Origin of the sequence: Pseudomonas sp. ADAK18 (assembly GCF_012935695.1) — a bacterium.
Taxonomy (GTDB): domain Bacteria; phylum Pseudomonadota; class Gammaproteobacteria; order Pseudomonadales; family Pseudomonadaceae; genus Aquipseudomonas.
This window is the reverse complement of sequence record NZ_CP052859.1, coordinates 1,069,216-1,090,725: the sequence shown is the minus strand read 5'-3', so window position 1 is coordinate 1,090,725 and position 21,510 is coordinate 1,069,216. Positions and strand designations below refer to the sequence as shown.

The 21,510-nt window shown below is 58.7% G+C and carries 19 protein-coding genes and 4 tRNA genes; 9 read left to right on the top strand and 14 right to left on the bottom strand.

Annotated elements, in window-relative coordinates:
- Positions 1–20 precede the first annotated feature (20 nt).
- The gene (locus HKK55_RS05070; RefSeq protein WP_169353632.1) at positions 21–674 is read left to right on the top strand and encodes an HAD family phosphatase; all 654 of its coding nucleotides are present in this window, start codon (positions 21–23) and stop codon (positions 672–674) included.
- A 168-nt stretch (positions 675–842) separates the two neighbouring features.
- On the opposite strand, the gene HKK55_RS05065 is transcribed toward HKK55_RS05070, so the two are convergent.
- A complete protein-coding gene (locus HKK55_RS05065) occupies positions 843–1,805 on the bottom strand; it encodes a zinc-binding dehydrogenase (protein WP_169353631.1) in 963 nt (320 codons plus the stop codon).
- A gap of 138 nt (positions 1,806–1,943) precedes the next feature.
- Here HKK55_RS05065 and HKK55_RS05060 point away from each other — a divergent pair, with 138 nt between their 5' ends.
- Together HKK55_RS05060 and HKK55_RS05055 are read left to right on the top strand one after the other, a co-directional pair.
- Entirely contained in the window at positions 1,944–4,025 is a 2,082-nt protein-coding gene (locus HKK55_RS05060) for a carboxy terminal-processing peptidase (protein ID WP_178128828.1), read from the top strand.
- Positions 4,026–4,141: 116 nt separating this feature from the next.
- Positions 4,142–5,920 carry a bifunctional diguanylate cyclase/phosphodiesterase gene (locus HKK55_RS05055; RefSeq protein ID WP_169353629.1) on the top strand — a complete coding sequence of 593 codons (1,779 nt, stop codon included), beginning with the start codon at positions 4,142–4,144 and terminating at the stop codon, positions 5,918–5,920.
- A gap of 6 nt (positions 5,921–5,926) precedes the next feature.
- On the opposite strand, the gene HKK55_RS05050 is transcribed toward HKK55_RS05055, so the two are convergent.
- From HKK55_RS05050 to HKK55_RS05030, 5 genes are all read right to left on the bottom strand, one after another.
- A complete protein-coding gene (locus HKK55_RS05050) occupies positions 5,927–6,316 on the bottom strand; it encodes a tetratricopeptide repeat protein (RefSeq protein ID WP_169353628.1) in 390 nt (129 codons plus the stop codon).
- Positions 6,316–6,687 (bottom strand): hypothetical protein, encoded by a 372-nt coding sequence (locus HKK55_RS05045; RefSeq protein WP_169353627.1) that lies wholly within the window; start codon positions 6,685–6,687, stop codon positions 6,316–6,318. Before HKK55_RS05045 ends, HKK55_RS05050 begins: the two co-directional genes overlap by 1 nt.
- A complete protein-coding gene (locus HKK55_RS05040) occupies positions 6,684–7,022 on the bottom strand; it encodes a helix-turn-helix domain-containing protein (protein ID WP_169353626.1) in 339 nt (112 codons plus the stop codon). The genes HKK55_RS05045 and HKK55_RS05040 overlap by 4 nt, the downstream gene beginning before the upstream one ends.
- A 97-nt stretch (positions 7,023–7,119) precedes the next feature.
- Positions 7,120–7,575, bottom strand: coding sequence for a YkvA family protein (locus HKK55_RS05035; protein WP_169357785.1), 456 nt, complete (start codon positions 7,573–7,575; stop codon positions 7,120–7,122).
- A gap of 301 nt (positions 7,576–7,876) precedes the next feature.
- Positions 7,877–8,593, bottom strand: coding sequence for an FKBP-type peptidyl-prolyl cis-trans isomerase (locus tag HKK55_RS05030; protein ID WP_155585694.1), 717 nt, complete (start codon positions 8,591–8,593; stop codon positions 7,877–7,879).
- 247 nt (positions 8,594–8,840) lie between these two features.
- On the opposite strand from HKK55_RS05030, the gene HKK55_RS05025 reads away from it, so the two are divergent.
- The gene (locus tag HKK55_RS05025; RefSeq protein ID WP_169353625.1) at positions 8,841–10,652 is read left to right on the top strand and encodes a di-heme-cytochrome C peroxidase; all 1,812 of its coding nucleotides are present in this window, start codon (positions 8,841–8,843) and stop codon (positions 10,650–10,652) included.
- A gap of 30 nt (positions 10,653–10,682) precedes the next feature.
- Complete coding sequence (locus HKK55_RS05020; RefSeq protein WP_169353624.1) at positions 10,683–11,813, top strand: catalase family protein; 1,131 nt, start codon at positions 10,683–10,685, stop codon at positions 11,811–11,813.
- A 231-nt stretch (positions 11,814–12,044) separates the two neighbouring features.
- Here HKK55_RS05020 and HKK55_RS05015 read toward each other — a convergent pair whose 3' ends face one another.
- Positions 12,045–12,950, bottom strand: a complete 906-nt coding sequence (locus HKK55_RS05015; RefSeq protein WP_169353623.1) for a LysR family transcriptional regulator — start codon at positions 12,948–12,950, stop codon at positions 12,045–12,047.
- 120 nt (positions 12,951–13,070) lie between these two features.
- On the opposite strand from HKK55_RS05015, the gene HKK55_RS05010 reads away from it, so the two are divergent.
- Positions 13,071–14,579, top strand: coding sequence for an MFS transporter (locus HKK55_RS05010; RefSeq protein ID WP_169353622.1), 1,509 nt, complete (start codon positions 13,071–13,073; stop codon positions 14,577–14,579).
- 79 nt (positions 14,580–14,658) lie between these two features.
- Here the strand turns inward: HKK55_RS05010 and HKK55_RS05005 are convergent.
- From HKK55_RS05005 to HKK55_RS04990, 4 genes are all read right to left on the bottom strand, one after another.
- Positions 14,659–14,735: transfer RNA gene (locus HKK55_RS05005), tRNA-Asp, on the bottom strand.
- An 18-nt stretch (positions 14,736–14,753) separates the two neighbouring features.
- A tRNA-Val gene (locus HKK55_RS05000) sits at positions 14,754–14,829 on the bottom strand.
- Between the two features lie 177 nt (positions 14,830–15,006).
- Positions 15,007–15,083: transfer RNA gene (locus HKK55_RS04995), tRNA-Asp, on the bottom strand.
- A 20-nt stretch (positions 15,084–15,103) separates the two neighbouring features.
- Positions 15,104–15,179, bottom strand: a tRNA-Val gene (locus HKK55_RS04990).
- Between the two features lie 159 nt (positions 15,180–15,338).
- Between HKK55_RS04990 and rdgC the strand changes: the two genes are divergently transcribed.
- The 3 genes from rdgC (at position 15,339) to sugE (ending at position 17,837) form a co-directional block, all read left to right on the top strand.
- Positions 15,339–16,259 carry a recombination-associated protein RdgC gene (gene rdgC, locus HKK55_RS04985; protein ID WP_169353621.1) on the top strand — a complete coding sequence of 307 codons (921 nt, stop codon included), beginning with the start codon at positions 15,339–15,341 and terminating at the stop codon, positions 16,257–16,259.
- 188 nt (positions 16,260–16,447) lie between these two features.
- Entirely contained in the window at positions 16,448–17,410 is a 963-nt protein-coding gene (locus HKK55_RS04980; protein ID WP_169353620.1) for a bile acid:sodium symporter family protein, read from the top strand.
- Positions 17,411–17,522: 112 nt separating this feature from the next.
- A complete protein-coding gene (gene sugE, locus HKK55_RS04975; RefSeq protein WP_169353619.1) occupies positions 17,523–17,837 on the top strand; it encodes a quaternary ammonium compound efflux SMR transporter SugE in 315 nt (104 codons plus the stop codon).
- Between the two features lie 125 nt (positions 17,838–17,962).
- On the opposite strand, the gene HKK55_RS04970 is transcribed toward sugE, so the two are convergent.
- The 3 genes from HKK55_RS04970 to HKK55_RS04960 form a co-directional block, all read right to left on the bottom strand.
- A complete protein-coding gene (locus HKK55_RS04970; RefSeq protein ID WP_169353618.1) occupies positions 17,963–19,837 on the bottom strand; it encodes an MFS transporter in 1,875 nt (624 codons plus the stop codon).
- Positions 19,838–19,904: 67 nt separating this feature from the next.
- Positions 19,905–21,059 (bottom strand): TDT family transporter, encoded by a 1,155-nt coding sequence (locus tag HKK55_RS04965; RefSeq protein ID WP_169357784.1) that lies wholly within the window; start codon positions 21,057–21,059, stop codon positions 19,905–19,907.
- Between the two features lie 106 nt (positions 21,060–21,165).
- Positions 21,166–21,477: a cupin gene (locus tag HKK55_RS04960; RefSeq protein WP_169353617.1), complete on the bottom strand. Its 312-nt coding sequence runs from the start codon at positions 21,475–21,477 to the stop codon at positions 21,166–21,168.
- Between the last annotated feature and the right edge of the window lie 33 nt (positions 21,478–21,510).

Genomic DNA, 21,510 nt, shown 5'->3' with positions numbered 1-21,510 from the left:
TGATTGAGGAAGCATGACTGATGGCTCTGGTAATTTTTGATCTCGACGACACCTTGATCCACGGCGACTGCGCCACCCTGTGGAGCGAGCAGATGGGCCGCCTGGGTTGGGTCGATCGCGAATCGTTCATGCGCAAGAACGACGAATTGATGGATGCCTACAGCAAGGGCAAGCTGGCCATGGAGGACTTCATGACCTTCAGCCTGGAGCCCATGATCGGCCGTACTCCGGAAGAAATCGACCATCTGGTGGAGCCGTGGGTGGAAGACATTATCGAGCCGCTGATCTACAGCGACGCCACCAAGACCATCGCCAAGCATCGCCAGAACGGCGACCGGATCCTGGTGATTTCCGCGTCAGGCACCCACTTGGTCAAGCCGATTGCGGCACGTATCGGCATCGATGAAGTGCTGGGGATTGAGCTTGAGGTCAAGCACGGGGTGTACAGCGGCCATACCGTCGGCGTACTGACCTACCGCGAAGGCAAGATCACCCGTCTGATGCAGTGGCTGGAGCAGGAAGGTGAAAGCCTGGAAGGGGCGTACTTCTACTCCGACTCGCGTAATGACTTGCCGCTGTTGCTAAAGGTGGAGAATCCGCAAGTGGTGAATCCGGATCCGGTGTTGCGTGAGCATGCAGAAAAGGCCGACTGGCCGATCTATCACTGGGTCTGACTCAACCAATCTTGAAGTGCAAACCCAATCAAATGTGGGAGCTGGCTTGCTCGCGAAAGCGGTGTGACAGTCAACATTGATATCGACTGACACACCGCTTTCGCGAGCAAGTCGAATCGTCGCACCGCCGCTCCCACATTTTTATCCGATTCCAATCCGGAGTCAGTGTCAGACCAACCTTTCGTCAATCACCAACACCAATTTCCCGGAAATCTGGTTGGTCGCCAACTCGGCAAATGCCGCTTCTGCATCCCCGATCGGGAAGGTCTTGGCCAACTGCGGGCTCAAGCGACCCTCAGCAAACAACGGCCACACATGCTGGCTCAAATCACTGAACAGGTCAGCCTTGAACTGCTCATCCCGGCTGCGCAAGGTCGAACCCAGCAACTGCACACGCTTGGCCAGCACCTTCGCCAGGTCCAACTGCGCCTCACGGCCGCCCATCAGACCAATCAACACCCAACGGCCATCAAGGGCCAACAGCTTGACGTTCAGCGCCGCGTAATTGCCGCCCACCGGATCGAGGATCACATCGAACGGGCCGAAGTCACTCAGACTCTCGATACCGTCAGTACGGACCACGCCGCCCTGGGCACCCAGCGCTTCACAGTACGCCAAGCGATCCGCTGAACCGACGCTGACCCAGCACGGGCTGCCAAAAGCCTTGCACAGCTGGATCGCCGCCGAACCCACGCCACTGGCGCCAGCGTGCAGCAACACCTTCTCGCCGGGCTTGAGGGCCGCCAGCTGGAACAGGTTCAGCCACGCCGTGCTGTAGACCTCAGGCAACGCCGCCGCTTCGGTCAGAGACAAACCCTCTGGCACCGGCAGCACATGGCGGGCATCAACCACCACTTCCTCGGCCATCCCGCCACCGGCCAGCAGTGCGCAGACACGATCACCAACCTGCCAGGACGAGCCGGCGCCCATCTCGCTGATGATCCCGGAACACTCCAGGCCCAGAACCTGGCTAGCGCCAGGCGGTGGCGGATAGAGCCCCGCGCGTTGTAATAAATCGGCCCGATTCAACCCCGCAGCCGCTACTCGAATGCGTACTTGGCCTACATCACAAGTAGGACTCGGGCTTTCAACCCACTCCACATGACCTTCAACGCCTTGCAATGCTTTCACAGTGCCTCCATAGTGAGTCTGGACTGAGCCCGTTGCTGTAGCGCCGGGCTTTTTGCATTATGCGACCGGCCCATATGGAACCGGCGACTTCAAAGACGGCCTAATATGCGTTATCAATTGCCCCCGCGTCGAATCAGCATGAAGCATTTGTTCCCCAGCACCGCCCTCGCTCTTTTCATTGGTATCGGCCTTTTGCCGCTATCGAGCAATACGTTCGCAGCCAACAGCTGGGACAACCTTCAACCTGATCGCGATGAGGTGATTGCCAGCCTTAACGTTGTCGAGTTGCTCAAGCGCCACCATTACAGCAAGCCACCGCTGGATGATGCTCGCTCGGTGATCATCTATGACAGCTACCTCAAGCTGTTGGATCCCTCGCGCAGCTATTTCCTGGCCAGCGACATTGCCGAGTTCGACAAGTGGAAGACGCAGTTCGACGACTTCCTCAAGAGCGGCGACCTGCAGCCCGGCTTCACCATCTACAAGCGTTACCTGGACCGCGTCAAAGCGCGTCTGGACTTCGCCTTGGGTGAGCTGAACAAAGGCGTCGACAAGCTCGACTTCACCAAGAAGGAAACCTTGCTGGTAGACCGCAAGGACGCTCCTTGGCTGACCACCACCGCCGAGCTGGACGATCTGTGGCGCAAGCGCGTCAAGGATGAAGTCCTGCGCTTGAAGATCGCCGGCAAAGAGCCCAAGGCCATTCAAGAGCTGTTGACCAAGCGCTACAAGAATCAGCTGGCACGTCTGGATCAGACCCGTGCCGAAGATATCTTCCAGGCCTACATCAACACCTTCGCGATGTCCTACGACCCGCATACCAACTATCTGTCGCCAGATAACGCGGAAAATTTCGATATCAATATGAGTCTGTCGCTGGAAGGCATCGGCGCAGTACTGCAGAGCGATAACGACCAGGTCAAGATCGTGCGCCTGGTGCCGGCAGGCCCGGCGGACAAGACCAAGCAGGTCGCCCCGGCCGACAAGATCATCGGTGTGGCCCAGGCCGACAAAGAGATGGTCGACGTGGTCGGCTGGCGCCTGGACGAAGTAGTCAAGCTGATCCGTGGGCCGAAAGGCAGCGTGGTGCGCCTGGAGGTGATTCCGCACACCAACGCCCCGAACGACCAGACCAGCAAGATCGTTTCGATCACCCGTGAAGCGGTGAAGCTAGAAGACCAGGCAGTGAAGAAGTCCGTGCTCAACCTCAAGCAGGATGGCAAGGACTACAAGCTGGGCGTCATTGAAATCCCGGCCTTCTACCTGGACTTCAAGGCCTTCCGTGCTGGCGATCCGGACTACAAGAGCACCACGCGCGACGTCAAGAAACTGCTGACCGAGCTGCAGAAAGAAAAAGTCGACGGTGTGGTCATCGACCTGCGTAACAACGGCGGCGGCTCCCTGCAGGAAGCCACCGAGCTGACCAGCCTGTTTATCGACAAGGGGCCAACCGTGTTGGTACGCAACGCTGACGGCCGTGTCGACGTGCTGGAAGACGAGAACCCGGGTGCCTTCTACAAAGGGCCGATGGCGTTGCTGGTCAACCGTCTCTCAGCGTCGGCCTCGGAGATTTTCGCCGGTGCGATGCAGGACTATCACCGCGCATTGATCATCGGCGGCCAGACCTTCGGTAAAGGCACAGTGCAGACCATTCAGCCGCTGAACCATGGCGAGCTTAAGCTGACGTTGGCCAAGTTCTACCGGGTTTCCGGGCAGAGCACCCAGCATCAGGGCGTACTACCAGATGTCGACTTCCCATCGATCATCGACACCAAGGAAATCGGCGAGAGCGCCCTGCCCGAGGCCATGCCGTGGGACACCATCCGTCCGGCGATCAAGCCTGCGGTGGATCCGTTCAAACCCTACCTGACGCAGTTGAAGACCGATCACGATGCTCGCTCCGCCAAGGATGCCGAGTTCGTGTTCATTCGCGACAAGCTGGCCCTGGCGAAGAAACTGATGGAAGAAAAAACCGTCAGCCTCAACGAAGTGGATCGCCGCGCGCAGCACGCCGACATCGAGAATCAGCAGCTTGTGCTGGAGAACGCCCGCCGCAAGGCCAAAGGCGAAGACCCACTCAAGGAACTGAAGAAAGAAGACGAAGACGCACTGCCAGCCGAGCCTGAAAAGACCAAGCCGGAAGATGATGCCTACCTGAGCGAAACCGGGCGGATTCTGTTGGACTACCTGAAGATCAGTAAGACGGTGGCCAAGCAGTAAGTGATGGCAATTTAATGTGATCGCTCCCCGGAGCGTCATCAAATAGACATCATTCTGTCGTGAAATAAAGGGCCCGATACTTTCAGTATCGGGCCCTTTTTTCGACCGAGAAAACCATGACCATGACCGAACAGCTGAATGCATTGGGCTCAATCCTTGCTCAAGGCAGTTTGCACAGTCTGTTCCAACCGATCATTTCCCTGTCCGAACGCCGCATTCTCGGTTACGAGGCCCTCAGCCGAGGCCCGTCCAACAGCCCCCTGCATTCGCCCATCGCCCTGTTTTCCGTGGCGCGCCATGCCGGGCGCCTGAGTGAACTGGAAATGGCCTGTCGGGAAAGTGCCTGCCGGCGCTTCAGCGATCAGAAGCTACCGGGCAAGCTGTTCCTCAATGTCTCACCGGAGTCCCTGCTGGAATCTGCCCACCAGCCTGGACGAACCCTGCAACTGCTGAATGACTTCGGTATCGCCCCCAATCAGGTGGTGATCGAGCTCACCGAACAAACCCCCACCGATGACTTTCAATTGCTGCAAACCGCTCTGCATCACTACCGCGCCATGGGCTTCTCGATTGCCTTGGATGACTTGGGCGCCGGCTATTCAAGCCTGCGCCTGTGGTCGGAATTACGCCCGGACTACGTAAAAATCGACCGGCATTTTATCGACGGCATTCACCAGGATGCGCTCAAACGCGAGTTTGTCGGATCGATCCTACAGATCGCCCGGGCTTCGCGGGCACAGGTGATCGCCGAAGGTATCGAGTTGCCGGAAGAGTTGGCGGTACTGACGGAGATGGGCGTCGATCTGGTCCAGGGTTACCTGCTCTGCCGCCCACAGGAACATCCACCGCAAGAAGCGCGATTGATATTGCCCAAGCCCGACAGCATCGCAGTGTCGCTGAATGACGAAGGCAGCGACCTCAGCGCCCTGCTCAACGAACAGCCAGCCGTGGGCCAGAACACCGCCACCGCAAAGGTGCTGGAGGCATTTCGCCGTCAAGCCAACCTCAATTCCCTGGCGGTGCTGGATGAGCGCGGCCATCCCATCGGCATCGTGCATCGGCATTCGTTGTCTGACGCCCTGCTCAAGCCCTTTGCCACCGACCTGTTTGCCCGCAAGCCCATCAGCCGCTTGATGAGCGATGACTTTCTCGCCGTGGAACGGAGCCAATCTTTGCAGCAGGTCAGCCGCCTGCTCACCAGTCGTGCACGCCAGCGTATTGAGGAAGATTTCATCATCACCCTCAATGGTGACTACCTGGGGCTGGGCCGCGTGATTGACGTGCTCAAGCTGATCACCGAGTTGAAGATCCAGCAAGCGCGCTACGCCAATCCACTGACCTTGCTACCGGGTAACGTACCGATCCAGCAATGCCTCACCCGGCTGCTGCAGCAGCAAAGGGAATCGGTGATTTGTTACGTGGATATCGACAGCTTCAAGCCATTTAACGATATCTATGGCTACGGCCGTGGGGATGAAGTGCTGCTGTGTCTGGCGCAATGCCTGAACGATCGGGTCGATCCCAGCCGTGACTTTGTCGGACACATCGGCGGCGATGACTTTCTGCTGGTGCTGGGACCACAGGACTGGCGCAAGCGGCTCAATCAGTTACTGGACGATTTCCATACCCAGTGCCGGCGCTTCTACCGCAGCGAACACGTGGAGGCCGGCTGCTTCGTGGCGTTGAATCGACAAGGTGTACGCCAGGAATTTGCCCTGCTGTCACTGTCCATTGGCGTGGTGCATTTATATCCACAGGCCTGTGGACAACTCGATGCAAGCCAATTGGCAGAGCTGGCGTCGCAAGCCAAACACCACGCGAAGAACATCGCGGGGTATAGCATTCATGTGATTGATAGTTTGCAGACCGATATGCAAGCAGTGCCGGTGGCCTGACGCGCTTCAGCCAAGCTGTTCCAGGCGAATCTGCGCCAGCGGATGCCCGGCCTTGGCAGCCATTTTCCACCATCGGGCTGCTTCAATCGGGTCAGGCGCCTTGCCAAGACTGCCCGCCAGGCTCAACACCCCAATCTGGTAAGCCGCCTTGCCGTCCCCGCCTTGGGCCGCAAGACGCAACAAGCGCACGCCTTCTTCACGAGCGCCCAGGCCCCGACCACGAAAGGTCAGGATATGCCCGTAAAAGCTCTGCGCCCCGACATTACCGAGGTTGGCCATGCGTGCAAATTGACCTTCCAGCCAACGCCAGCCGCGGGGCTGCTGCATAAACCAGGACCAATGAAACAATTTGCGCGCCAACCAGTAGCTGACATACGCCTTGAGCTTCCAGAACACTAAGCCTCCGCTGATTCGGGGTAATCGTACTCAAACACCCGCACCACTTCGGAGGCGTGCCACGAGGCCGCCGCCACACCATCGGAAGGTCCGCAAAAGCGCCCCAGGCGTTCCACACACTCAAAAAATCCGGTACGCGGCAAGCGGCTGGCACCCTGGCTGATCACCAGTGAACTGCGCAGGGGTTGTTCGGCCTTGGCGTCGAGGGCCGCCAAATGCTCCAGGGCGGCCGTCAAGGTTTGCATGGCGGGGGTAGGAAATTGCAGGCGCTCCAGCAAGGCGCGATAGGTCAAGAGATGTCGCTGACGGCGGGCCTGATCAAGTTCGTTGATTAGCCCATCCCAATGTTGACGGCTGATGCGTACGCTCACGGTTCTTCCCTCCAGCCCGGCACGCCCAGTTCCCAGGCCAGGCTACGGCGAATGGCGGCATCCGGCTGGCGTTCACCACTTTCGATCAACCCCAGGTACGACGGGCTGATGCCTACCGTGCGGGCCAACGTCTCGATGGCCAACCCCTTGGCTTCCCGCAGGCTGCGCAGTTGCGCCAGGGGCCGCAGATCCTCGGCGACTGTGGCCAGGACAGGGTTCGAAGAAGGCGTCGTTGGTGGCTGCACACCGGCAGCTTTTAACAGCGCCTGATACTGAGCCCATGGCAGAACCGCGTATTCGGGTTCGCCATCCCTTGAAATTATTTGAATATCCATCACTGCCCCGTAGGATCACAACACTTACTGAGTAAGTACTTTCCTTAGGAGTGTAATCCTAACAGCCACAAAGAGCGCAGGGGGATATTGGCGAGGCTCAGTTTTTTTGCGGATTTTCCCGCTCAAGCAATTGCGGCGTCGCTGGCAACCGCTCAACCACGACCAGCTTCTCGGGCCGCTGTGTGTCACGCCATGCACGGAAAGCGCTCAGTTCGCCGTTCAGGGTCTTCATGACCCATGCCAGCACGGCGATGTCATCGAGCATGCCGAACACCGGGATAAAATCCGGGATCGCATCAATCGGGCTGAGGAAATACATGAGCCCCGCCACCACTGAAATCAGCGCCTTGGGACTGATGGCGCGGTACTCGCCACGCCAGTAGGCCAGGCACAAAGCTTGGAGCAGCTTGAGATCATCCTTGAGCTTACCCAACCGATTGCCCTGGCTCGCGCCCTTGGCGGCAACCGCAAACAGCAGGGTCGGCAAACGACCGCGACCAATCAAGCGTGCAGCCATTGGCAGGAAGCGGGTGAAATTCCAGGGTGCGTTCATCATCACTCCAGTTCCAGGCATTAGAAAAGGTTATCCACACAAATTGTGGATAACCTTGTGAACAGAGCACATTTTCAAGGCTGAAAGCCGCGTATTACAAGGCTTGCAGTCAGATCGGGCGTTTTTTGCGCACATAAAAAAAACCCAATAATTCGTTGACTTGAAGGCCATCTGCGACTACCCACACTCAGGTCTTTTATCAGACTGCTCCGGGGCACGTCCGTTCGGTTGGATTTCGAAGGGCATACCCCAGAAACAACAACGCCCCGTCGAAACGGGGCGTTGTGTGTTCAGGCGCTGATTACTTGGCAGCGGCTGCTTCTTTTGCCGGATCCTTGATCGCCAGCAGTTCCAGGTCGAATACCAGCACGGAGTTGGCTGGAATCGCCGGGCTCGGGCTCTGGGCGCCGTAGGCCAGGTCGGACGGGATGTACAGCTCGTACTTCTCGCCAACATGCATCAGTTGCAGGCCTTCGACCCAACCTGGAATCACGCCGCTGACCGGCAGGTCAATCGGGCTACCGCGATCCACGGAGCTGTCGAAGGTAGTGCCGTTGGTCAGCTTGCCAGTGTAGTGAACAGTCACCACGTCGGTAGGCTTTGGTTGAGGACCGTCAGCTTTTTTCACGATCTTGTATTGCAGGCCGGAAGCAGTGGTGACCACCCCTTCCTTCTTGGCGTTTTCTTCGAGGAATTTCTTGCCGGCGGCTGCCGACTCTTCACTCATCTTGGCCATACGCTCTTCAGCACGCTTTTGCAGTGCTGCGAAGGCCTCGACCAGTTCGTCATCCTTCAGCTTCTGTTCTTTCTTGCCGACGGCATCTTCGATGCCTTGGGCTACCGCTTTGGAGTCCAGGTCATCCATGCCTTCCTGGGCAAGACTTTTGCCCATGTTCAGGCCGATACCATAGGAAGCTTTTTGCGCCGGGGTTTTCAGCTCTACGCTGGTTTGCGAATCACAACCCGCAAGTACCAGGCTAACCAGGGCCACCGCCGCCGCCAACCGATGCTGTTTCATGCTATTTCCTTGTTCGTGTGCCAAGAGGGCAATCGAGTAAAGTCGCGAGCTTATCAGGCGGCCACGACCAATGGCTACCGGCATGAGAGCAGGAGATTTCTGATAAGTTCACGTGTTTAAACGCATTTTCATTCACTATAGGGCTCTGCTACGGACAGCAGAACCACTAAAAACAGGGCTCATGGCCACTTGCCGCACCTGTGGCGTAATGGCATAAGAACCCTACAACTCGACAAGGATAGTTATCTTGCGCATTTTTTCCCGTGTTTTACTCCTGATCCTCGCATTGCTCGGCCTGATCCTGGCGGTGGTGATCTATTACGTCATCAACCCGAAACTGCCGAACTACGTGCCGGTAGAGCAAGTGCACTACCAGGACCAGTGGAGTGCAGCCGATCGGCAGACCTATTACTTCACGCCCCAGGGCACTCAGGTAAAAGGCCTGCGCTATGACTGGTTCACCGCGCTGGAACTGCCGTTCTCCGAGCAGCGCTTTGCCACTCCCGAGTACCTGGCGCGCTTCGGTTTTCTGGTGGATCCCAAGCAGGTACCCACCGCGCAAAACCCTGGCAACTTGCCGGTCGGTTTTGCCCGGCACAAGAACGCCAGCAGCAATGACGAGTTTCTCGACATCACCTGCGCTGCCTGCCACACCGGCGAACTGCACTTCAAAGGCCAGGCCCTGCGTATCGACGGCGGCCCGGCCCAGCATGTGCTGCCCGCAAGCGTGCCGACCCTGCGCGGTGGCAGCTTCGGCCAGGCCCTGGTCGCCAGCCTCGCCTCCACCTACTACAACCCGTGGAAATTCGAACGCTTCGCGCGCAAAGTCCTGGGCCAGGAATACGACGACCACAACGAACAACTACTGCGCCAGGACTTCAAGCAATCCCTGAACAACTTCCTGCGTGTGGCCTGGAACGACACCCACCGTGGCCTCTACCCCACCGAAGAAGGCCCGGGTCGCACCGACGCCTTTGGCCGTATCGCCAATGCCAGCTTTGGCGACGCCATTTCCCCGGACAACTACCGCGTCGCCAACGCCCCGGTGGACTACCCGCAACTGTGGGATATCTGGACCTTTGACTGGGTGCAATGGAACGGCTCGGCCCAGCAGCCCATGGCACGCAATATCGGCGAAGCCCTGGGCGTGGGCGCAACCCTGGACTTCTTCGACAGCGCCGGCCAGCCCCTCAAAGGCGACGCCCGCTATCCGTCCAGCGTGCGCGTGCGTGACCTGAACCTGATCGAAGAAACCCTGCAACGGCTCAAGCCGCCGACCTGGCCTGAAGACCTGTTCGGCGCCATCGACAAACCGCTGGCCACCCAAGGCCGTGCCCTGTTCGCCGAAAACTGCGCCGGCTGCCACGTGCCCGCCGTTACCCAGGTCAATGACCGCCCAGTAAAACAGCTGAAAATGCTGCCTGTCGAAGTCATCGGCACCGACCCCGGAGCCGCCAATAACATTGCCGATCAGCGCTACGACCTCAGCGCCCTGCAATGGGACCCAGCGGAGTTGGCGCAACTGAATGTCGAACTGCACCCGACACCGACCGAGCCCTTGGACCTGCACAAAATGTCAGTGGCCAAAGGCCTGGCCTACGTCACTGCCTTCGTCGAAGACCACGCCTACCGCGCCGCCGGCGTCACTCCGACCGAGCGTCCGCGCCTGGACGGCTACGACCTGCCTATCGGCGTGCGTGAGTTACGCGCCTACAAGGCACGGCCACTGGCCAGCGTCTGGGCCACGCCGCCGTTCTTGCATAACGGTTCGGTGCCAACGATTTACCAGTTGCTCTCGCCTCAGGACGAACGCAGCGCCACCTTCTATAAAGGCACGTTTGAATACGATACCCGTCACCTGGGTTATCAAACCGGCGCATTCACCAACGCCTTCCTGTTCGACACGCGCATCACCGGCAACCACAACAGCGGCCATGAATTCCGTGCAGGCCAGCGTGGCAACGGCGTCATCGGGCGTGCCTTGCAGCCTCAGGAGCGTTGGGCCTTGCTGGAATATTTGAAAGTGCTGGGCGGTCCGCTGGAACAGCAACTGCCTTGACCCACCCTCTTTGCAAAAAAGGATTGTGTGATGCTCGCTCGACTTTGGCTGCGCCTCGGCGCATTTCTCGGCAAGACCCTGCTATGGCTGGTGGGCCTGGGGTTACTCGGCTGGTTGCTGTCCACCGTATGGTTTGCCTGGCAACACAGCGGGCCCGTCTCGGCAGATGAACAAATCCCCCCCGGGGAAGCCGCCATGACCCAAGGCATCATTCAAACCGCAGTGCGCATCGTCGACCAACACCGCGAAGGCACCCGCTACCTGCGGGATGCACACGCCAAGGCTCACGGTTGTGTGAAGGCCGAAGTCAGTGTCCTGCATGACCTCGACCCGGCCCTGCGCCAAGGCGTATTCGCCGAACCCGGCAAAACCTGGCAGGCAATGATTCGCCTGTCCAACGGCAACGCTTATCCGCAGTTCGACAGCATCCGTGATGCCCGTGGCATGGCGATCAAACTGCTGGACGTGCCGGGCAAGCAACTGCTGGCGGATCAGCAGGCGCGCACCGAGCAAGATTTTGTGATGTTCAGCCACCCGAACTTTTTTGTCAGTGATGTAGCGGAATATGCGCAGAACGTTTCTGCGCAGGCCGATGGGAAGAAGGTCATGGCGTTCTTCCCCAGTGTTGATCCGCGTAGCTGGCAGGTGCGGCATCTGTTTATCGCCCTGGCGACCCTCGCGCCGGCACCCGCAAGCCCGACGCAGACGACGTATTTTTCAGTATCGCCTTACAAGTTTGGCGCGGCCAATGCCAAGTTTCGGGTGACGCCGGATCCAGAGAATTGCCCTGAATATATCCTGCCCAAACAGAATCAGGATTTGCCGAACTTCTTGCGCAGTGCGTTGAGTCAGCAGCTGTCAACGGATCGGGTGCCGGCGTGTTTTGTGCTGCAGGTTCAGCGGCAGGATTCGCGCAAGTTTATGCCGATTGAGGACACGAGCATCGAGTGGAAGGAGAGTGATGCGCCTTATGAGTCGGTGGCGTATGTCAGGGTTGGCGCTCAGGATTTCGATACGCCCGCGTTGAATCTGGCGTGTGATAACCAGTCGTTTAATCCTTGGTTTGGGGTGGAGGCGCATCGGCCGATTGGGGGGATTAATCGATTGCGTAAGGCGGTGTATGAGGCAGTCAGCGACTATCGGCATAGCCGAAACCTGTAAAAGTTCCGTATGAATTCGACGACGGCCATAAGGATTGCGTCGAGCCTGTTGAGCCCGGATTGCCACCCCACTACCGTGACTTCCTACCTTCAAATCCGTAGGAAGCACCGTGGAAAACTCAACCCTTGGCATGCTCGTTCTTTCAATGATTGCGTTGTTTGGCGCCGCCTCTTTTTGCTTTGAGTATTTGAGCAAACGCCAACCCAAAAAGAGAAAAGCCGAATGACCCGACTACTTCGCGGCAGAGTGCTTGAACAGGCGCTCGGCGGCAAAGTCGACGAATACGCGAATTTTTGGTGAGAGATGGCGACTCGACGGCCACAGCGCCCAGAACTGTCCTCGGTCATCGGAGTACCCGTCCAGTAGCGTTTCCAGTTGCCCCAGGGCCAACGCTTCCCTGGCCAGAAAGTCCGGGACATAGGCAATGCCATGACCATCGACGGCGGCCCTGAGCATCGCTTCCATATTGTTCAAGGTCATGGCGGTTGGCAGCCGTAATTGGGTGATCGCCGGGTTGGCGGAAAGGGTCCAGTCCATGATTTTACCGGTGGTCGCGAACCGGTAACGCAGGCATTGGTGGCGCTCAAGGTCGCTGAGGGTCACGGGTTTTCCATGATCCTGGAGATAGCCCGGTGAAGCGCACAGTACAAACCTGAACGGCCCCAGCTTGCGTGACATCAGCGTCGAGTCGGCCAGCCCGCCACTTCGAATAACCACGTCAAAGCCCTCCTCGATCACGTCCACCAACAGGTCATTGAAATCCAGCTCCAGCTCAATCTCCGGGTAGGTTTTGCGAAACTCGGTCATGTGGGGCATGAGAAAACGATAGCCGATGGTCGGCAGGCTGACCCGCAGCCGACCACGAGGCGCCTGCATAGCGTGAGAAAGCATGGCCCGGGCGTCTTGCAGATCGTCGAGGATTTTCCTGCAACGTTCGTAAAACAATTGTCCCTCGGCGGTCAGGCTGACTTTGCGGGTACTGCGGTGCAACAACCGCACATTCAGAGAGGCCTCAAGTTTGGCGACATTCTTGCCCACCGCTGACGCGGAAATCCCCATTGCCCGGGCAGCACCGATAAAACTCAGCGCCTCTGCGGTTTTTACGAAAGCGATCACACCACCCAGATTGTCCGGCATCTCATTGCATCCATTTTTTCCGCTATGAGCGGAATGTAAGCCCGTTTATCCACGACTGCATCCTGTTTAGAGTCTTAAGGACAGCGCGCTGACCTTATCCACCGACAGGAAATACCCCCCATGAACACCCTCGCCGAACCGCTGCCAACCCCTGGCCGGTACTCCATTTTCGCCGCGATTTGCCTGGCGGCCCTGGTCTTACCCATGAGTTTTACCGGGGGCGCCGTGGCCACGCCTTTTATCGGCCAGGCATTCGATGCCCGCCCCACGGAGTTGGCCTGGATCACCAACGCCTTCATGCTCAGTTTTGGCAGCCTGCTGATGGCGGCCGGGACCCTCGCCGACCTCTATGGGCGCAAGCGCCTGTTCCTCTGGGGCATGGCCCTGTTTGGGTTGGTTTCTTTACTGTTGGCGGTGGCGCCCGGCATCTTCTGGCTGGATATCTTGCGCGCATTACAGGGCGTTGCCGCCGCCACCGCACTCTCCAGTGGCTGCGCAGCGTTGGCCCAAGAATTCGAAGGCCATGCCAGGACGCGCGCCTTCAGCCTGCTGGGCACCACCTTCGGCGCAGGCCTGGCCTTCGGCCCGCTGCTGTCGGGGTTGCTGATCGAACATTGGGGCTGGCGGGCGATTTTCCTCAGCACCGCGCTGCTGGCGGGTATTTCGCTGCTGTTTGCCGCGCCGACCATGCGCGAAAGCCGCGACCCACAAGCCCTGAGCCTGGACACTGGCGGAGTGCTGACGTTTTCCGGGTTGCTAGTGACCTTCACCACGGCGGTCATCCTGGCGCCTGAACACGGGTGGGCATCCCCACTGATCGTTTCTTTGCTGGTAGCGGCTGTGGCGTTTTTACTGGTATTTATCCTCATCGAGAACCGCTCGAAGCAACCGATGCTGGAGCTGAAGCTGTTTCTGTTCCCGCGCTTCGTGGGCGTGCAGATCCTGCCAATCGGCACCTGCTACTGCTACATCGTGCTGATTGTGTTGTTGCCGTTGCGGTTTATCGGGGTCGAAGGCGCCAGCGCCCTCGATGCGGGCTTGATGATGCTGGCGCTGTCGGCGCCGATGCTGGTGGTGCCGATGATCGCGGCAGCCCTGACGCGTTGGTTACCAGCGGGAACCTTGTGCGCTATCGGCTTATTGATCGCTGCAGCAGGCCTTTGCTGGCTGAGTACGGTCAGCGATCAATCGCAGATCATCGGCGCCATGCTGCTGACCGGGATCGGCACGGGATTACCGTGGGGCTTGATGGACGGCCTGGCGATCAGCGTGATCCCAAAAGAACGGGCAGGCATGGCGGCGGGGATTTTCAACACCACTCGGGTCGCCAGCGAAGGCGTGGCGTTGGCGATCACGGCGGCGGTGTTGAGCACATTGATTGCGCACCACCTGCGGGGCAGCGTGCCCACCGCCGACCTCTCATCTATCGCACAAGGCCTGGTCATGGGCGATATCCAGCGCGCCAGCGCGGCAGTCCCAGTGGAGGTATTGCGCACGGCCTATACCGCAGGGTTCAACACCTTGCTGCAACTGCTCGCCGGTTTCACCCTGCTCACGGCGACGGTGGTCTTTCTGTTCCTGGGGCGGCGTAGCGTTATGCCTGTACCCGCCATTCAATCCTTGACCTGAATTTCAGGCACAAAAAAGCCCGCTATTTAAGCGGGCTTTGCGTGGTGACCTGGCGTTCAGCGTTCCAGGTTACCGAATATGGCGCAGCGGACGGGACTCGAACCCGCGACCCCCGGCGTGACAGGCCGGTATTCTAACCGACTGAACTACCGCTGCGCGTAGCGTTGGACGTAATGGTGGGTGATGACGGGATCGAACCGCCGACCCTCTGCTTGTAAGGCAGATGCTCTCCCAGCTGAGCTAATCACCCTTTACGTTCGGTGCGGGGCGCATTCTATACCAAAAAATCCTAATGTGTTGATTTAAATGCAATTTATTCAAAAAAACTTCATCAGGCGATTTTTGCCAATCCCCAGACAGCAAAAAGCCCGCGATTAAGCGGGCTTTCCGTGGTGACCTGGCGTTCAGTGTTCCAGATTACCGAATATGGCGCAGCGGACGGGACTCGAACCCGCGACCCCCGGCGTGACAGGCCGGTATTCTAACCGACTGAACTACCGCTGCGCGTAACACTTGAATGCGAATGGTGGGTGATGACGGGATCGAACCGCCGACCCTCTGCTTGTAAGGCAGATGCTCTCCCAGCTGAGCTAATCACCCTTCACGTTCGGTGTGGCGCGCATTCTACGGAGCGACCTAGACTCTGGCAAGCACTTTCTTAAATATTTTTTTCAGGCCTTCCAATGGCTTAGGCGGGGTTGGCCTATGACGCTACGAGGAGAATAATGCCCCCCTTTGTATAGAGGAGAGACTCACCCCATGTGGTTCAAAAACCTGCTTATCTATCGCCTGACCCAAGATCTGCCTGTTGATGCCGAGGCGTTGGAAACTGCACTGGCCACCAAACTGGCGCGCCCTTGTGCAAGCCAGGAGTTGACCACTTACGGTTTCGTTGCCCCGTTCGGTAAAGGCGAAGACGCGCCACTGGTACACGTCAGCGGCGACTTCCTGCTGATCGCCGCCCGCAAGGAAGAACGCATCCTGCCGGGTAGCGTTGTACGCGACGCAGTGAAGGAAAAGGTCGAAGAGATCGAAGCCGAGCAAATGCGCAAGGTCTATAAGAAGGAACGCGACCAGATCAAGGATGAAATCATCCAGGCCTTCCTGCCCCGCGCCTTTATTCGTCGTTCGTCGACCTTCGCCGCTATCGCGCCGAAACAAGGCCTGATCCTGGTCAACTCGGCCAGCCCCAAGCGTGCCGAAGACCTGCTGTCTACCCTGCGTGAAGTGATCGGCACCCTGCCGGTGCGTCCACTGACCGTAAAAATGGCTCCGACCGCCACCATGACCGACTGGGTCACCACGCAGAAACCGGCCGATGACTTCTTTGTCCTCGACGAATGCGAACTGCGTGACACCCACGAAGACGGCGGCATCGTGCGCTGCAAGCGCCAGGACCTGACCGGCGAAGAAATCCAGTTGCACCTGAGCACCGGCAAAGTGGTTACCCAACTGTCTTTGGCGTGGCAGGACAAGCTGTCCTTCGTGCTGGATGACAAGATGGTGGTCAAGCGCCTGAAGTTTGAAGACCTGCTGCAGGATCAAGCGGAACAGGACGGCGGTGATGAGGCCTTGGGCCAGCAGGACGCCAGCTTTACCCTGATGATGCTGACGTTCGGTGACTTCCTTCCGGCGCTGGTTGAAGCGTTGGGCGGTGAAGAGACTCCGCAGGGGATCTAAAACCAGTTCCTGCCTGATGTGGGCACGGTCAGTGTGGGAGCTGGCTTGCCTGCGATAGCATCACCTCGGTTTATCAGTGACACCCGATGCTATCGCAGGCAAGCCAGCTCCCGCATTTGATTGGGTTTGCACATTAGGATTGCAGTCGTCCAGCACACCGTATTCTCTTAATAACAAGGACCACCCCCATGCGCGCACTCGCCGCCTTGAGCCGCTTCGTCGGCAATACCTTCGCCTACTGGGTGCTGATTTTTGCCGTGGTTGCGTTCTGGCAACCCAGCTGGTTCATCGGCCTGAAAAGCGCCATCGTCCCGCTGCTGGGGTTGGTGATGTTCGGCATGGGGCTGACCCTCAAACTTGAAGATTTCGCCGAGGTAGCCCGCCATCCGTGGCGCGTAGCCTTGGGTGTGGTTGCGCACTTTGTAATCATGCCCGGCGTGGCCTGGTTGCTGTGCCAGGCCTTTCAACTGCCACCGGAAATCGCCGTCGGCGTGATTCTCGTGGGTTGCTGCCCGAGCGGCACCTCGTCCAACGTGATGACCTGGCTGGCCCGTGGCGACCTGGCACTGTCGGTGGCCATCGCCGCCGTCACCACCCTCCTCGCCCCATTACTGACCCCAGCGCTGATCTGGCTGCTGGCCTCGGCCTGGTTGCCGGTGTCGTTCATGGAGTTGTTCTGGTCGATCCTGCAAGTGGTACTGCTGCCCATCGTGCTTGGGGTGGTGGCGCAACGGTTGCTGGGGAATCGGGTACGCCACGCCGTGGAAGTGTTGCCACTGGTGTCGGTGGTCAGCATCGTGATCATCGTCGCCGCCGTGGTTGCGGCGAGCCAGGCGAAGATCGCCGAGTCGGGCCTGCTGATCATGGCCGTGGTGATGCTGCATAACAGCTTTGGTTACCTGCTGGGCTACTTCACGGGGCGCCTGTTCAAGCTGCCGCTGGCGCAACGCAAGTCGCTGGCACTGGAAGTGGGCATGCAGAACTCCGGGTTGGGTGCCGCACTGGCCAGCGCGCATTTCTCCCCCCTTGCGGCGGTACCGAGTGCGCTGTTCAGCGTCTGGCACAATATTTCCGGGGCGTTGCTGTCGACGTATTTCCGGCGGATGAGCGAGAAGGAAGACCGTGAGTTGCTGGCGCAGCAAGCCGATTGAGTGTTGATCACTCAGTCAGTTTTCGGCACTCTACGCACCTTCGTGGGGACGACCTCGCGGCTCAATCGAGTGTTCAATCCGGGGACGACCCCATCTATCGATGGAGACCATCATGTCCTGGATCATTCTGTTTTTCGCGGGTCTGTTTGAAGTCGGCTGGGCCGTCGGGCTGAAATACACCGACGGTTTCAGCAAGCCGCTGCCCACCGCCCTGACGATTACCGCTATGGCCATCAGCCTCGGCCTACTGGGGCTGGCCATGAAAGAACTGCCCCTGGGCACCGCCTATGCCATCTGGACCGGAGTGGGTGCAGTGGGCACGGTGATCGCCGGGATTATCCTGTTTGGGGAATCCATGGCGTTGTTCAGGCTGGCCAGTGTGGCGTTGATTATTTGTGGGTTGATCGGGCTGAAGATTAGCGCTTAAGCCACCTCCCTCTTCGCGAGCAAGCCCGCTCCCACACTTTTGACCGTGTTCACAGATCAAAATGTAGGAGCTGGCTTGTCGGGTCGCCGCATCGCTGCGATGAGGCCCGAAAGCTCAACCCATAACTACCTGACACTCCCCCGCAACTCCCCGACCAATCCCTGCAACACCTGCGGTGTCGCCGTCTCAACGGCCACTGGCTGCCCCGCCACCAACGTCACCCGCGACCAGATCCTGTGCAAGAACCCCTTGTTCGGATCCCGACTGAAGAAACTCCCCCACAATCCCTGCAACGCCATCGGAATCACCGGCACCGGCGTCTCTTCAAGGATGCGCGTCAGCCCACCCCTGAACTCGTTCATCTCACCGTCGGCCGTCAATTTGCCTTCCGGAAAGATGCACACCAACTCACCTTCTTTCAGATACTGCGCAATCCGCTGGAACGCTTTCTCGTAGATCTGAATATCTTCATGGCGCCCGGCAATCGGAATTGCCCCGGCCGTGCGGAAGATGAAGTTGAGCACCGGCAAGCGGTAGATCTTGTAGTACATGACAAAGCGAATCGGCCGACGCACTGCGCCACCAATCAATAGCGCATCGACGAACGACACGTGGTTGCACACCAACAACGCCGCGCCTTCGTCCGGAATCAGCTCCAGGTTGCGGTGCTCAACGCGGTACATGGAATGGCTGAGCAGCCAGATCATGAAGCGCATGCTGAACTCGGGGACGATCTTGAAGATGTAGGCGTTGACCGCGATATTGAGCAGCGACACCACCAGGAACAACTCGGGAATCGACAGCTTGACCACGCTGAGCAGCACGATTGAGACGATGGCCGACACCACCATGAACAACGCATTGAGAATGTTGTTGGCGGCAATCACCCGCGCCCGTTCTTTTTCAGGTGTACGCGACTGAATCAGTGCATACAGCGGCACGATATAGAAGCCACCGAACACCCCAAGACCGAGGATATCGACCAACACCCACCACGCGTGGCCGTAGCTGAGCACCGCAATCCAGTCATTAGGCTGGACGTTCTGCGGGAAGCCGCCGGAGTGCCACCACAGCAGCAGGCCGAACACTGTCAGACCGAAGGAGCCGAAGGGCACCAGGCCGATTTCCACTTTACGTCCGGACAATTTCTCGCAGAGCATCGAGCCCATCGCGATGCCCACCGAGAACACGGTGAGGATCAGCGTCACCACGGTTTCATCGCCGTACAGCCACTCTTTGGCGTAGGCCGGGATTTGCGTCAGATAGATCGCGCCGACAAACCAGAACCACGAATTACCCACAATCGAGCGGGACACCGCCGGCGTTTGCCCCAGGCCCAGGCGCAAGGTGGCCCAGGACTGGCTGAATATGTTCCAGTTCAAGCGCATCTCGGGGCTGGCGGCGGCGGCGCGGGGAATGCTGCGGCTGGCCAGGTAACCCAGCACCGCCACGCCGACAATGGCCGTAGACACCACCGGCGCGTAATGGGTGGAAGACATCATGATGCCAGCGCCGATGGTCCCGGCGAGGATAGCCAGGAATGTGCCCATTTCCACCAGACCGTTACCCCCCACCAGCTCATCTTCATGCAGCGCCTGGGGCATGATCGAGTACTTCACCGGGCCAAACAGTGCCGAGTGGGTGCCCATGGCGAACAGCGCCAGTAGCATCAATTCCAGGTGGTCGAACATGAAACCCGTGGCGCCTACCGCCATGATCACGATCTCGCCGATCTTGATCACCCGGATCAACGCGTCCTTGTTGAATTTCTCGCCAAACTGCCCGGCCAGAGCCGAAAACAGAAAGAACGGCAGGATAAACAGCAAAGCACACAGGTTGACCCAGATCGAGCGGTCACCTTCGATGGTCAACTTGTAGAGAATGGCCAGGATCAACGACTGCTTGAAGATATTGTCGTTGAACGCTCCCAGGGACTGGGTGATGAAAAACGGCAGGAAACGCCGCGTGCGCAGCAAAGTGAATTGCGAGGGGTGGCTCATCGTCCGTGTTCCTGCGTGGCCTGAAGGCTGTTATTAATTTTCAGGCCACGACTTTACCTAATCCCGCTTACTTATTCCCTAGTCCTGCAATGCAAGGCGAAACAAAAAGTTCTCCTTTATAGGCGCCCTGCACGGTGCGCTTGGCAACAATCAGCCACATCAGGGCCAGGGCACCAACCAGCACGCTGCCGACAACGCTGAAAAAAGCCAGGTGCAAGGTGCTCGCCAGTTTCAGCGTAGCCAGCGAGTAAACCCCCAACGGGAAGGTGAAACCCCACCAGCCGAGGTTGAACGGAATGCCGGCGCGCAGGTAGCGCAGGGTAATCAACACCGCGATCAACATCCACCACAAGCCGAAGCCCCACAAAGTGATGCCAGCCACCAGGCCGATGCCGTTGGCCATCTCACCTACGCCCGGCAACCCGTTGGCGGCAAAGATTGCCGGCGCATCGCTGCCCAGCAGCAACATGCCCAGCGCACCGGTGCCAATGGGGCCCAGAGCCAGCCAGCTCGAAGCGGCCATGTTGGCGTGAGGCAGTTTATGCAGGGCCATGCGCAACATCAGGATGGTCAGGATGCTGAACGCCACCGGCAGGGAAAATGCCCACAGTACGTAGCTGGTCACCAACATCACCAGTTGCGAATGGGCGTCAGCCAGGTGCGGCGCCAACAGGCCTCCGCTGGCGGCGGCGACTTCAGCGGCCACCACTGGCAGCAGCCAGACGGCAGTCATTTGGTCGATGCTGTGTTCCTGACGGGTAAACATCATGAATGGAATCAACACACCGCAGGCCAGGGCCATTGCCACATCCAGCCACCACAGCACTTCGGCCAGCGGTACCACGCCCTCGCCCCAGCGCGGCACGCCGAACAGCAGGAAGCCATTGATGATGGTCGCCAGGCCCATGGGGATGGTGCCGAAAAACATCGAGACCGTGGAATGCCCGAAGATTCGTCGTGCTTCGTCGAAAAACATCACCCAGCGCGCGGTGTACAAGGCACTGAACAGCACAAACAGAAAGATCGTGAACAACCACAGCCCCTCAGCAAAGGCATGCAACCCCGGCAGGTTGAACGGCAGTTGCGCCAATGCCAACGCCAGCACCCCGGTGCCCATGGTGGCGGCAAACCAATTGGGGGTGAACTGGCGAATCACTTCCCGTGGACGGGCCAAGTGGCTGAATGGCTTGAAGCTGGGAGTGGTGCTGTTGGGGCAGGTCATGGTGTCATCCTCTTCCTCGTATGAGGTTGAGCCCATGATAGAACCGTATCGAATATCTATATAACGGGTAATATCTCTAACTGTTATCTGCTTTGTAGATATACAGCTAAACACTGCCCTCCGACTCGACCACCAACACCCGCGCCACACCCAGCGGATGAGCCACATGCTCGGTGCCGACACTGGCGTAAAAGATGTCACCGACCTCAAGCAGCACGATCTGCTCCTCACCCTTCTCCCGGTAGTGCATCTGCACCTGGCCATCAAGGACCACGAAGACTTCTTCACCGTCGTTGACGTGCCAGCGGTAAGGCTGGTCGGTCCAGTGCAGGCGTGTGGTGATGCCGTTCATGCTGGCGATATCCAACGCCTCCCAGGCGCGGCTACCGGTGAAATCCTTGCTGCGGATGATCTTCATACTTGAATCTCAAAGCGTGCTAAACGCGGGTGG